This window comes from Escherichia sp. E4930 (genome assembly GCF_005845405.1).
In the GTDB taxonomy this organism is placed as follows: Bacteria; Pseudomonadota; Gammaproteobacteria; order Enterobacterales; family Enterobacteriaceae; genus Escherichia.
In genome coordinates this window covers 323,864-337,333 of record NZ_VCDZ01000003.1, presented here as the reverse complement: position 1 = coordinate 337,333, position 13,470 = coordinate 323,864, and the positions used below count along the sequence as shown (strand labels likewise).

The 13,470-nt window shown below is 46.3% G+C and carries 10 protein-coding genes, 2 tRNA genes and 1 other RNA gene; 7 read left to right on the top strand and 6 right to left on the bottom strand.

What is annotated here, in order from left to right:
- Positions 1-85 precede the first annotated feature (85 nt).
- Together oppA and ychE are read right to left on the bottom strand one after the other, a co-directional pair.
- Positions 86-1,717 (bottom strand): oligopeptide ABC transporter substrate-binding protein OppA, encoded by a 1,632-nt coding sequence (gene oppA / locus FFT88_RS05030; protein WP_135404289.1) that lies wholly within the window; start codon positions 1,715-1,717, stop codon positions 86-88.
- A 726-nt stretch (positions 1,718-2,443) separates the two neighbouring features.
- The gene (gene ychE / locus FFT88_RS05025) at positions 2,444-3,091 is read right to left on the bottom strand and encodes an NAAT family transporter YchE (protein WP_000616766.1); all 648 of its coding nucleotides are present in this window, start codon (positions 3,089-3,091) and stop codon (positions 2,444-2,446) included.
- A gap of 477 nt (positions 3,092-3,568) precedes the next feature.
- Here ychE and adhE point away from each other — a divergent pair, with 477 nt between their 5' ends.
- Positions 3,569-6,241, top strand: a complete 2,673-nt coding sequence (gene adhE / locus FFT88_RS05020) for a bifunctional acetaldehyde-CoA/alcohol dehydrogenase (protein ID WP_135404288.1) — start codon at positions 3,569-3,571, stop codon at positions 6,239-6,241.
- A 318-nt stretch (positions 6,242-6,559) separates the two neighbouring features.
- Here adhE and tdk read toward each other — a convergent pair whose 3' ends face one another.
- Entirely contained in the window at positions 6,560-7,177 is a 618-nt protein-coding gene (tdk, locus tag FFT88_RS05015) for a thymidine kinase (RefSeq protein ID WP_130208894.1), read from the bottom strand.
- 601 nt (positions 7,178-7,778) lie between these two features.
- Between tdk and hns the strand changes: the two genes are divergently transcribed.
- Positions 7,779-8,192, top strand: coding sequence for a histone-like nucleoid-structuring protein H-NS (gene hns / locus FFT88_RS05010; protein ID WP_105289150.1), 414 nt, complete (start codon positions 7,779-7,781; stop codon positions 8,190-8,192).
- Positions 8,193-8,335: 143 nt separating this feature from the next.
- Here the strand turns inward: hns and galU are convergent, their stop codons facing one another.
- The 3 genes from galU to rssA all read right to left on the bottom strand — a co-directional run bounded on the left by galU (position 8,336) and on the right by rssA (position 11,457).
- Positions 8,336-9,244 (bottom strand): UTP--glucose-1-phosphate uridylyltransferase GalU, encoded by a 909-nt coding sequence (galU, locus tag FFT88_RS05005; RefSeq protein WP_130208896.1) that lies wholly within the window; start codon positions 9,242-9,244, stop codon positions 8,336-8,338.
- 201 nt (positions 9,245-9,445) lie between these two features.
- Positions 9,446-10,459, bottom strand: coding sequence for a two-component system response regulator RssB (gene rssB / locus FFT88_RS05000; RefSeq protein ID WP_130216020.1), 1,014 nt, complete (start codon positions 10,457-10,459; stop codon positions 9,446-9,448).
- A gap of 86 nt (positions 10,460-10,545) precedes the next feature.
- A complete protein-coding gene (rssA, locus tag FFT88_RS04995; RefSeq protein WP_135404287.1) occupies positions 10,546-11,457 on the bottom strand; it encodes a patatin-like phospholipase RssA in 912 nt (303 codons plus the stop codon).
- 112 nt (positions 11,458-11,569) lie between these two features.
- Here rssA and FFT88_RS04990 point away from each other — a divergent pair, with 112 nt between their 5' ends.
- From FFT88_RS04990 to FFT88_RS04970, 5 genes are all read left to right on the top strand, one after another.
- Positions 11,570-12,028: a YchJ family protein gene (locus FFT88_RS04990; RefSeq protein ID WP_130208902.1), complete on the top strand. Its 459-nt coding sequence runs from the start codon at positions 11,570-11,572 to the stop codon at positions 12,026-12,028.
- A 49-nt stretch (positions 12,029-12,077) separates the two neighbouring features.
- On the top strand, positions 12,078-12,920 hold the full coding sequence (purU, locus tag FFT88_RS04985; RefSeq protein ID WP_130208904.1) for a formyltetrahydrofolate deformylase: 843 nt from the start codon (positions 12,078-12,080) through the stop codon (positions 12,918-12,920).
- 160 nt (positions 12,921-13,080) lie between these two features.
- A tRNA-Tyr gene (locus FFT88_RS04980) sits at positions 13,081-13,165 on the top strand.
- 33 nt (positions 13,166-13,198) lie between these two features.
- Positions 13,199-13,283, top strand: a tRNA-Tyr gene (locus FFT88_RS04975).
- Between the two features lie 46 nt (positions 13,284-13,329).
- Positions 13,330-13,461: non-coding RNA, RtT sRNA (locus FFT88_RS04970), on the top strand.
- Positions 13,462-13,470 lie beyond the last annotated feature (9 nt).

The following is a 13,470-nucleotide window of genomic DNA, read 5'->3' as shown; positions in this document are numbered from 1 at the left end:
TGCCGTACCTTCTGGCCTGTGCCTTCTGTAATGCGATAAAAAGCAGACACCGTGGAGCAGGATACACCTGCCCCACGCATTGCCATTAGTGCTTCACAATGTACATATTTCGGGTGTAGGTATTATCCAACGGATCTTTACCGGTATAACCCCCAACCCACGGTTTTACCAGACGCGCGTTCACGTAGTAATAAACCGGAACAATGGCCGAATCTTTATCCAACTGTTGCTCTGCTTTCGTGTACAGCGCCGTGCGCTGTGCCTCGTCTGTAGCTTTCAGGGTTTCCGCCATAATGTTGTCAAAGGCCGGACTCTTATAATGAGCGGTGTTCATCGAACTGTTCGACAACATGGTGTTCAGGAAGGAAGTTGGTTCATTATAGTCTGCACACCAGCCTGCACGGGCCACATCAAAAGTACCCTGGTGGCGGGTATCGAGGAATGTTTTCCATTCCTGGTTAACCAGTTTAACGTTCACGCCGATATTTTTCTTCCACAGTGAAGAGGCGGCAATCGCCAGCTTTTTATGCAGATCGGACGTGTTATATAACAGATTAATCGTTAGCGGTTTGTCTGCGGTATAGCCCGCTTCTGCCAGCAGTTTTTTCGCTTCTTCGTTACGTTTTTCCTGGCTCCAGCCAAACCATTCTGGTTGCGTCAGTTTTGCGCCATCGGTATATGGCGGTGTGTAACCATAGGCCGGCATATCGCCCTGCGCTTTGACTTTATTAACAATGATATCGCGATCCATACCCAGTTTCAGTGCGGTACGCACACGCACATCATTGAATGGCGGTTTCTGGTTGTTAATCTCGTAATAGTAAGTGCACAGGTATGGATCAACGTGAACTTCGTTCGGGATTTCTTTTTTCAGTTTCTGGAACAGTTCGATCGGCATGTTGTTATAAGTCATATCGATTTCGCCGCTACGATAGCGGTTAACATCAGTGACTTCAGACGCGATCGGTAAATAGGTCACCTGGTTAATTACCGTTTTAGCGTTATTCCAGTAGGTCGGGCTGCGCTCAAGAACGATACGTTCGTTAACAACCCAATCTTTTAATGTATAGGCGCCGTTAGTAACGATATTGCCTGGCTGGGTCCATTTTTCGCCAAATTTCTCAATAGCGGCTTTTGGCACCGGGGAAGTAGATGGGTGAACCAGTAACTTATAGAAGTACGGAACAGGTTCACTTAAGGTGACTTCTAATGTGTGGTCATCGAGGGCTTTAACACCGAGATCGGTAATTGGTTTCTTCCCCTCCAGTATTTCATCAATACCCGCAATATGCCCGTATTGTAAGTAGCTTGCGTAGGGGGAAGCGGTGTTCGGATCAACAGAACGTTGCCAGCTATACACAAAGTCTTGTGCCGTGACTGGCGTGCCGTCAGACCATTTCGCATCTTTACGCAGGTGGAACGTCCAGACTTTAGCGTCTTTGTTATCCCAGGATTCAGCCACGCCAGGGGCCGGATGACCATCAAGATCGCTAACCAGCAAACCTTCAAACAGGTCACGGCTGATATTAGACTCGGGAACCCCTTCAATTTTGTGCGGATCTAATGACTGAACTTCAGAACCATTGTTGCGTACCAGCGTTTGTTTTTCCGCTAGTGTGACTCCTGCGGGTACATCAGCTGCCAGTGCGATATTCCCTGCCATAAGCGCAGCCAGAACGCCTGCTGCCACTAAACTTCTCTTGGTGATGTTGGTCATTGTGTTTTGGACTCCCTCATTATAATTACTGGTTTTTACCAGCATGTGTAATCCCGGATTAGGATACCTGTACAGCTCGGAGACTTTTTGCTGCCAGGTTGCTTTATCGTTACTAATTGCTATCACCGACTTTATTTATTCTGGTGATTCAGATGACCACCTTATGTCGATTCTTACTGTGTCTCCCCTGTCGAGACACATTATTTTTTGCAGCGTCTTTTAATCGCAAATCATTCTCATTGCCAATAAAAATCGCCAAACGGTTGGCCGAAAAGTATCAAATGCCCTTCTTGCCCGCCAATACATTTTGCAAAATTGTTACGCAATTCTCTTTTCTAACCATACCAGTACGTATAGCCCTCGTTATCCAATCAATAAAATAATTTAAAAACAAAGAGATAGAAGTACAGGAAGCAATACTGACTTTTCCGGTTATAGTCCCGATAGAAATACGCACAATAATTTAACAATTGAATGCTATTTAGCACTTTTCTCTGCCAAAGGCAGTAGAATTACTAATATCATTTCAATTATTCTTCAGCAAGGCCCAGGATTATGATGTGATGAAAATAACATGATGATGCGGATCGCCAGATAAGGATAGTCTTATAACCATCTGTAAAATTGGAAAAAAATTATCTATTTCTTTTGTTAACTGCTTTGGGTTGCAGTAAAAATAATGATGAAAGAAACGGAGCATCATGACTCCGTTTCATATGAAAGGAATTAATTGAGCAGACCAGGGAAAATCCCTTTGATACCATTGACGATAAATTCAATCCCTAATGCCATTAGCAATAACCCCATAATCCGGGTAATGACGTTGATGCCAGTCTGACGCAGAACCCTCACCAGCCAGGGTGCCATGCGGAATAACCCCCAGCAACATAAAGCGAACAACGCGATTGCTACAAAAAAACCGAACAGATAACCAATGCTGTGATAACGCGTTCCCCATACGATGGTTGAACTGATTGCCCCTGGTCCTGCCATCAGAGGTAATGCGAGCGGTACAACGCCAATGCTTTCACGAATTGCGGTTTCTGATTTTTCTTGTTTGTTCTGTTTATCCTCGCCAAGCTTACCGCTGATCATCGACATTGCAATTGTCACGACCAGTATGCCGCCCGCGATGCGGAACGAATCAATAGATATTCCAAAAAGTTGCAGAATCGTGTCGCCGAGAAACAGTGCGATCCACAAAATAATGGCTACAGACAAGTTGGCGGTCAGATTTGTTTTGTTTCTCGCTGCCGCAGTCTGATAGCTGGTCATACTGATGAACACGGGGATGATCCCTACCGGGTTAACCAGCGCAAATAACCCGATGAAAAACTTAAAATAAACGGGAAAATCAAAAAGTGTCTGAATCACGGTTAGCTCCGAAGCAAAAGCCGGATAATGTTATCTTTAAACAAGGGTAAAAATACGTGCTGACAATACGCCTTTTGTCAGCATTTTTCACCTCCTAACTATCTAAAATTACTATCATTCATTATTGTTATCTAGTCGTACAAAACATGCTAAGGTAGCCAACAATTAATACTACAATTTATTAACTATTAGCTATTATGGCTAAAAGCGGAGCTGAAAGGTGTCAGCTTCGCGAAATCTTGATCTGGATCACTTAATCGGTACCCAGAAGTGAGTAATCTTGCTTACGCCACCTGGAAGTGACGCATTAGAGATTAATGACTCTAATGTTTAAACTCTTTTAGTAAATCACAGTGAGTGTGAGCACGAGTAAGATTTTGATTTTCAAAGGTTAAGCAAATCATCATCGCACTGACTATACTCTCGTATTCGAGCAGATGATTTACTAAAAAAGTTTAACATTATCAGGAGAGCATTATGGCTGTTACTAATGTCGCTGAACTTAACGCACTCGTAGAGCGTGTAAAAAAAGCCCAGCGTGAATATGCCAGTTTCACTCAAGAGCAAGTAGACAAAATCTTCCGCGCCGCCGCTCTGGCTGCCGCAGATGCTCGAATCCCACTCGCAAAAATGGCCGTTGCCGAATCCGGCATGGGTATCGTTGAAGATAAAGTGATCAAAAACCACTTTGCTTCTGAATATATCTATAACGCCTACAAAGATGAAAAGACCTGCGGTGTTCTGTCTGAAGACGACACTTTCGGTACCATCACTATCGCTGAACCAATCGGTATTATCTGCGGTATCGTTCCAACAACTAACCCGACTTCAACCGCTATCTTCAAATCTCTGATTAGCCTGAAGACCCGTAACGCCATCATTTTCTCACCACACCCGCGTGCTAAAGATGCAACCAACAAAGCTGCTGATATCGTTCTGCAGGCTGCTATTGCTGCTGGTGCACCAAAAGATCTGATTGGCTGGATCGATCAACCGTCTGTTGAACTCTCCAACGCACTGATGCACCACCCTGACATTAACCTGATCCTTGCGACCGGTGGTCCAGGCATGGTTAAAGCTGCATACAGCTCCGGTAAACCGGCGATCGGCGTAGGCGCAGGCAACACCCCAGTTGTTATTGATGAAACTGCTGATATCAAACGTGCAGTTGCATCCGTACTGATGTCCAAAACCTTCGACAACGGTGTAATCTGTGCTTCTGAACAGTCTGTTGTTGTTGTTGATTCTGTTTATGATGCTGTACGTGAGCGTTTTGCCACCCACGGCGGCTACATGCTGCAGGGCAAAGAGCTGAAAGCTGTTCAGGACGTTATCCTGAAAAATGGCGCGCTGAACGCAGCTATCGTTGGTCAGCCAGCTTATAAAATTGCTGAACTGGCAGGCTTCTCTGTACCAGAAAACACTAAGATTCTGATCGGTGAAGTGACTGTTGTTGATGAAAGCGAACCATTCGCTCATGAAAAACTGTCCCCGACTCTGGCAATGTACCGTGCGAAAGATTTTGAAGACGCGGTAGAGAAAGCAGAGAAACTGGTTGCTATGGGCGGTATCGGTCACACATCTTGCCTGTACACCGACCAGGATAACCAGCCGGCACGCGTTTCTTACTTCGGTCAGAAAATGAAAACTGCCCGTATCCTGATCAATACCCCGGCTTCTCAGGGCGGTATCGGTGACCTGTACAACTTCAAACTCGCGCCTTCCCTGACTCTGGGTTGTGGTTCCTGGGGTGGTAACTCCATCTCTGAAAACGTTGGTCCGAAACACCTGATCAACAAGAAAACCGTTGCTAAGCGAGCTGAAAACATGTTGTGGCACAAACTTCCGAAATCTATCTACTTCCGCCGTGGCTCTCTGCCAATCGCGCTGGATGAAGTGATTACTGATGGCCACAAACGTGCGCTCATCGTGACTGACCGCTTCCTGTTCAACAACGGCTATGCTGACCAGATCACTTCTGTACTGAAAGCAGCTGGCGTAGAAACTGAAGTGTTCTTCGAAGTTGAAGCTGACCCGACTCTGAGCATTGTTCGTAAAGGTGCAGAACTGGCGAACTCCTTCAAACCAGACGTGATTATCGCGCTGGGTGGTGGTTCCCCGATGGATGCTGCGAAAATCATGTGGGTTATGTACGAACATCCAGAAACTCATTTCGAAGAACTGGCGCTGCGCTTTATGGACATCCGTAAACGTATCTACAAGTTCCCGAAAATGGGCGTGAAAGCGAAAATGATCGCAGTCACCACAACTTCCGGTACCGGTTCTGAAGTTACACCGTTCGCGGTTGTAACCGATGACGCAACTGGCCAAAAATATCCGCTGGCAGACTATGCTCTGACCCCGGATATGGCGATTGTTGACGCCAACCTGGTTATGGATATGCCGAAGTCCCTGTGTGCTTTCGGTGGTCTGGACGCAGTAACTCACGCCATGGAAGCATATGTTTCTGTACTGGCTTCTGAGTTCTCTGATGGTCAGGCTCTGCAGGCGCTGAAACTGCTGAAAGAATATCTGCCAGCGTCCTACCACGAAGGGTCTAAAAACCCGGTAGCGCGTGAACGTGTTCACAGTGCGGCAACTATCGCAGGTATCGCGTTTGCTAACGCCTTCCTGGGTGTATGTCACTCAATGGCACATAAACTGGGCTCTCAGTTCCACATTCCGCATGGTCTGGCAAACGCCCTGCTGATTTGTAACGTTATCCGCTACAACGCGAATGACAACCCGACCAAGCAGACTGCATTCAGCCAGTACGACCGTCCGCAAGCACGTCGTCGTTATGCTGAAATTGCAGACCATCTGGGTCTGAGCGCTCCGGGCGACCGTACTGCTGCTAAGATTGAGAAACTGCTGGCATGGCTGGAAACGCTGAAAGCTGAACTGGGTATTCCTAAATCTATCCGTGAAGCTGGCGTTCAGGAAGCAGACTTCCTGGCAAACGTTGATAAACTGTCTGAAGATGCATTCGATGACCAGTGCACCGGCGCTAACCCGCGTTATCCGCTGATCTCCGAGCTGAAACAGCTCCTGCTGGACACCTACTACGGTCGTGATTACGTAGAAGGCGCAACCGTTGCTAAAGAAGCAGCTCCGGCTAAAGCAGAGAAAAAAGCGAAAAAATCCGCTTAATCGGTAGCTCTGTATAACATCATAAACGGTCCCATTCGGGGCCGTTTTTTTGTTTCAGACAAAGAACGGCTATGTAAACTCAAATAATCCAGCTGTATTAATTCATCATGTTTGCATTGTCGGAAAACGAGCACAAAGCGAGATTGTCGACAAATAACTCTACCTCGTAGGTAATGAGGCATCGACGCACTAAAATCGTTCTGTGGTACGTTGAGTGATGATTAAGAATAGAGAAAGGATGATGACTCGGAAGAAGTTAGTAAAACGGACTGACAGGATAAAAGCGCCCTATTCACCCTGTCAGTAAAGAAAAATTTATTAGTCGTGCCGATGATTGTCCTGAATCGCCGTCAAAGAGCCAATCTCTAACGCTTCTTTATAGTGTTTACGGCAAACCGAGACGTAACGCTCATTACCACCAATAACCACCTGCTCACCTTCGTTATAAGGTCTACCCGCCAGATCAAGACGTAGCACCATGCTTGCTTTGCGGCCACAAAAACAAATAGTTTTTAATTCGACCAGTTTGTCTGACCATGCCAGTAAGTATTGGCTACCAACAAACAATTCACCGCGAAAATCGGTACGCAAACCATAACAAAGTACGGGTATATCGAGTTGATCGACAACCTCCGATAATTCATATACTTGTTGTCTGGTTAAAAACTGGCATTCATCAACAAGTACGCAATGAATTGTCTGCTGTTCGTGTTCCGCACGAATCTCATCAAATAATGATGAATTTTGGTTAAATAATTTTGCAGGTGATGACAAACCTATACGCGAGCTGACTTTCCCTGCCCCGAAACGATCATCAATTTCCGCCGTATATACGACAGTGCGCATACCGCGTTCCTGGTAATTGTATGAAGATTGCAACAATGCCGTAGACTTACCCGCATTCATTGCGGAATAGTAGAAATATAGCTGCGCCATCAGCCACAGGCCCTCAATGATATGAAATAAAGTTGGCAGGAGTTTATCATAATTCGTCAGTTTTACAGCGTAACAGTGCGCACAGAAGTAGTATATTCGTCATCCATTACGAATGGCTGGCATAATCCTTCAGAGCTATCTTTACCACGGCCTTGCTTGTTATAAACGCGTAAATGACTCTTGGTAACTATTCACAATCTTTAACCTGTTGCGCACGTAATAACCCCTGTTGGCCTCCAGGAAAGAGCAATACGAAGTCCTTGCACTTATTGCGACTGTTCTACTTTTCATCATTCGCTTAATAGGGGATTTTCATAAACAGGGCTAATACCCAAGAGTGAAAAGGCTCCAGCGCATGTTAATCTCCACATAAAATGTGACATGAATCAGGAAGTTTTAACCTTAAGTGATGCGAAAGCATCGATGTAAATAGGGCTATATGCCACGTCATTTCTGGCTAATTTTATGAAAAGATATTTATTGTCGGTACGAAATAAAGAACATTTTTGAATTCCTTACATTCCTGGCTATTGCACAACTGAATTTAAGGCTCTATTATTACCTCAACAAACCACCCCAATATAAGTTTGAGATTACTACAATGAGCGAAGCACTTAAAATTCTGAACAACATCCGTACTCTTCGTGCGCAGGCAAGAGAATGTACACTTGAAACGCTGGAAGAAATGCTGGAAAAATTAGAAGTTGTTGTTAACGAACGTCGCGAAGAAGAAAGCGCAGCTGCTGCTGAAGTTGAAGAGCGTACTCGTAAACTGCAGCAATATCGTGAAATGCTGATCGCTGACGGCATTGACCCGAACGAACTGCTGAATAGCATTGCTGCTGTTAAATCTGGCACCAAAGCTAAACGCGCACAGCGTCCGGCTAAATATAGCTACGTTGACGAAAACGGCGAAACCAAAACCTGGACTGGCCAGGGCCGTACTCCAGCTGTAATCAAAAAAGCAATGGATGAGCAAGGTAAATCCCTCGACGATTTCCTGATCAAGCAATAATCTTTTCTTGATTCTGTTTGCTTAAAATCCCGCCATTGGCGGGATTTTTTATTGTCCGTTTTAAGACTCTCTGATAAGAATACGCTATAAAAAAACGGCATTGATCACTCAATGCCGTTTCGTAGAAAACATCGTGCTAGATGTTACTTCTTAATGCCTATCTCTTCTTCAAGCCAGGCTTTAAATTCAGTACCCAGAGTGTTGTGACGAATACCGTATTCAACGAAGGCCTGCATGTAACCTAATTTATTACCGCAGTCATGGCTCTTCCCTTTCATATGATAGGCTTCAACCGTTTCTTTTTCGATCAGCATATCAATCGCGTCGGTGAGCTGAATTTCATCACCTGCTCCCGGAGGGGTTTTTGCCAGCAGCGGCCAAATATCAGCACTGAGAACATAACGGCCGACAATAGCAAGATTAGACGGCGCTACATCTGCTTTCGGTTTTTCTACCACACCGACCATCGGTACACTTTCGCCAGGCGCTAAATCCACACCTTTGCAATCCACAACACCATATGCCGTCACATCAGCAACAGGCTCCACCATTATCTGGCTGTGGCCAGTTTCATCAAAGCGACGAATCATCTCTGCAAGGTTATCCTGCGATAAATCGGATTCATATTCATCCAGAATAACGTCAGGCAAAATAACAGCCACAGGTTCATCACCAACTACCGGATGGGCACACAATACTGCGTGTCCCAAACCTTTCGCCAGTCCCTGACGAACTTGCATAATAGTCACGTGTGGTGGACAAATGGACTGCACTTCATCAAGCAACTGGCGTTTTACACGTTTTTCCAGCATTGCTTCCAGTTCAAAACTGGTATCGAAATGGTTTTCAATAGAGTTTTTAGATGAGTGAGTGACCAGCACAATTTCAGTAATGCCAGCCGCAATACATTCATTCACGACGTATTGAATTAATGGCTTATCGACAAGCGGCAGCATCTCTTTCGGGATAGCTTTCGTCGCCGGCAACATCCTGGTTCCTAATCCCGCAACGGGGATAACGGCTTTTTTGACTTTCGTATTAATGGCAGCCATTTAAATTCTCCTGGACTGTTCGTGTATTGAACGTGTTCATATTTCTGTGTCGCATCCCAGTATATCAGTACCCTGACGAGGCCTGGTTCTGAAAAGGAGGCGAGTTAACATAATTAAGACAATTACTTAAACGAATGGCGACGATAGTACCACCAGCCGACACCAGCGCGTAATGCAATTTTATCCCATATAATCGTTTGCTCATTCCGCAGACAACATCAAGCGCAGTCTTCCACCTGTTCCCCAAATTTGACATTGCCAGGCATCACATCGCTGGCTCAATTGATTCAAATAGGCGTTGCCTAATGTTCCTAACGGAACGCCATTACTGATTTGAATCTGGTGTTCACCAGCATTTAACGTTGCATTCAGACCAGCGGAAACCAAAATGAGATTTTTTAATTCACGATGATAATAGCCGACTAATAGCGGGAACTGACCAGGCAGATTGGCCTGCCGCAGTAAATGATTTACCTGCTTCAATAACGCACCCAACTCTGGCAAACGCTGATTTTGGTGGGCAATCTGTTCCTGTAATAACCCATTAAACAGCGCGCGTAATAACAAGGCGGCAAGGACACCATTATGTCCGGCGCGAGTTACATCGAGACAATAAAAAGCCAGATCGTTTTCCGAAAGAGCTGCAATATCAAGCACCAGCCCCGGTTTATCAACGGCCACCAGTTGGCGATAATTAACCCGGCAATGGGAAATCACCTGCTGAACCGGAGGTTGTAATTCTTGCAATAATTTAGCAGCCGCGGTGGGATTATCCACCATCGCATCCCAGTCGCGAAAAAGCCTTTCTTCTTCCTCTACACGCGAATTAAACATGCTGGGATAGAGACACGCAAAAACCATCTCGCGCAGACGGTTGAGATCTTTAACTGGTTTTAACAAAACATCTTCCACGCCCAGACGTAACGCTTTCGCGATATCTGCCATGTTTTCCGTAGCGGAAATCACCAGGACAGGTGTTTGGTCACCCCGGTTGCGAATATGTTCCAATAGTTTCAGGCCGTTCATTCTCGGCATTGCAATATCACATATCATTAGATCGGGTGTGAAACCGCCCAGTAGCTCAAGGGCATCCACCCCATCAGCCGCCAGTACCGTTGTCGCTCCCAATGAGGAAAACCACGAATCCAGAAGCGAGCGAAATACCGCCTCATCTTCAACTATGAGAATCTGTTTTCCGACCAATGGCTGCGTCATGTTCTCTCCCCTGACTGGCTTTATTCAATAGTGGCATGCTATTGCCATCAGTGCCTGTCAGAATTAACTTAAGTGTAGATAAAAAATCAGGTCAAAACGTTAGTTCGAACTAGCGGTAAAAGCTCATCCATTTTCTTCTCAACCGCCAATTGTCCTGCCGAAATGGCAGCCTGCGCACGATGAAAATCGAGCGTGGAAATCTGTGGGCAAACGGGTTGAATCAGAATATCAGGCGGGTCCCCTGCCATACGGTTTCTTTTAAGGCGGTTTTCCAATACCTGAATAGAGGTCGTCATAATCTCTGTTGCTGTCGGTGCCGTGACGCCTCGACGCGCAGTAATACTACTTAGCCGCTCTTTCAGCCGCGCATGCCAGGGTAGATCATCTTCATTCTCGCCATTTTCAGCACTGACATTAAATGAAAGAAGATCTTGCTGCATTAAGTGAGCGTCGTGCTGGAGATCAACCGCAATTACAATATCTGCGCCCAACGCACGAGTAAGAGAGATAGGAATGGGATTAACGACTGCACCATCAACAAGCCAGTAGCCGTTATGTGCGACCGGCGCCATCAGGCCAGGAATACTGCAGGATGCACGAATAGCGAGATGGAGATCACCTTCGGTAAACCATAATTCACGCCCTGTGCTTAGATTGGTGGCGACTGCAGCAAAGCGGCGTGAACAATTCTCGATTTCTGTTTCTGGCATTATTTCACGATATCGATTGAACACACGCTCGCCGCGCAGCAGTCCACCGCGCTGCCAGGAGAGGTCCATCAGTCGTAAAACATCCCAATAGCTAAAAGAGGTAACCCACTCTTCCAGCGCAGATAATCGGCCACAGGCATAGGCTGCGCCTACCAGCGAACCAATTGAACATCCTGCGACGATATCAATTTCAATGCCCATTTTTTTAAGCGCGTTAATGACGCCAATATGCGACCATCCTCGTGCAGCACCGGATCCCAGCGCCAGCCCTATTTTTACTTTTCTCATTGTTCCTGAAAGCGTCCCCTGGAATGCAGCCGTAGCCACATCGCTACCGCTCGGTTAACATAGTGCTACTCCGGCGGTTAAAACGCCGTTATTGTTTCCAGGGAGATTATTTGTGTCTAAGCTTTGTCCCTGTGGTAGTGCTGTCGAGTATAGCCTATGTTGCCACCCTTATGTGTCTGGTGAAAAGGTTGCACCAGATCCCGAACGTCTCATGCGTTCGCGTTACTGCGCTTTTGTGATGCACGACGCAGATTATTTAATTAAAACCTGGCATCCATCCTGTGGCGCCTCGGTGTTACGTGCTGAATTAATTGCCGGATTTGCACATACCGAATGGTTAGGTTTGACCGTATTTGAACGTTCATATCACGAAGGTGACGACGTAGGTTATGTCAGTTTTGTCGCTCGTTTTACTGAGAAGGGTAAATCCGGGGCGATTATTGAGCGTTCGCGATTTTTGAAAGAAAACGGTCAATGGTACTATATTGATGGTACACGTCCGCAGTTTGGTCGCAACGATCCCTGCCCTTGTGGTTCAGGTAAAAAATTTAAAAAGTGCTGCGGCCAATAAAGGTTGACGGTACGGTTTAGCAAACACTCTCAACAAGGTTTTTCCAGCAATGCATTCACTCCAACGTAAAGTTCTGCGTACTATTTGCCCGGATCAAAAAGGTCTGATCGCGCGTATTACTAATATTTGCTACAAGCACGAGTTAAATATCGTGCAGAACAATGAATTTGTTGACCACCGTACCGGGCGCTTTTTTATGCGCACGGAACTGGAGGGTATTTTTAATGATTCCACCCTGTTGGCGGATCTCGATAGCGCTTTGCCAGAAGGTTCGGTGCGTGAACTGAATCCCGCAGGTCGCCGCCGCATAGTCATTCTGGTGACCAAAGAAGCGCATTGCCTGGGCGATTTGCTGATGAAAGCCAACTACGGTGGACTGGATGTTGAAATCGCTGCGGTTATTGGTAACCACGAGACTTTACGTTCTCTGGTGGAACGTTTTGATATTCCGTTTGAATTGGTGAGCCATGAAGGGTTAAGCCGCAACGAGCACGATCAGAAGATGGCGGATGCCATTGAAGCACATCAACCTGATTATGTGGTGCTGGCGAAATATATGCGCGTGCTGACGCCGGAGTTCGTGGCGCGCTTCCCGAACAAAATTATCAACATTCACCATTCATTCCTGCCAGCGTTTATCGGCGCACGTCCCTATCATCAGGCTTATGAACGCGGCGTGAAGATTATTGGCGCAACAGCACACTATGTAAATGACAATCTGGATGAAGGTCCAATCATCATGCAGGATGTCATTCATGTGGATCACACTTACACTGCCGAAGACATGATGCGTGCAGGTCGTGATGTTGAGAAAAACGTATTAAGCCGCGCGCTTTACCAGGTTTTGGCACAGCGTGTATTTGTTTACGGTAACCGGACGATTATTCTTTAATCGCTGGCAAAATAGAACTGGTTGGCTTTAATCCGTTACGGATGAAAATTACGCAACCAGTTCATTTTTCTCAACGTAACCCTTTACAGCGGCGTGTCATTTGATATGATGCGCCCCGCTTCCCAGTGAGGGAGCAGGCCAGTAAAAAGCATTACCCCGTGGTGGGGTTCCCGAGCGGCCAAAGGGAGCAGACTGTAAATCTGCCGTCATCGACTTCGAAGGTTCGAATCCTTCCCCCACCACCATCTTAAGCATTACCTACAATATGAATTACCCCTGGTGGGGTTCCCGAGCGGCCAAAGGGAGCAGACTGTAAATCTGCCGTCATCGACTTCGAAGGTTCGAATCCTTCCCCCACCACCATCACTTCCTGATAAAACTCATTTCAAACTTATCGATATCGTTTCATATTCTGCCCATGCGGGGAAGGATGAGAAGCTTCGACCAAGGTTCGACTCGAGCGTCAGCGAGAGAGCGTTGCCGCAGGCAACGACCCGAAGGGTGAAGCGCGCAGCGCTGAGTAATCCTTCCCCCACCACCATCTCTTAAT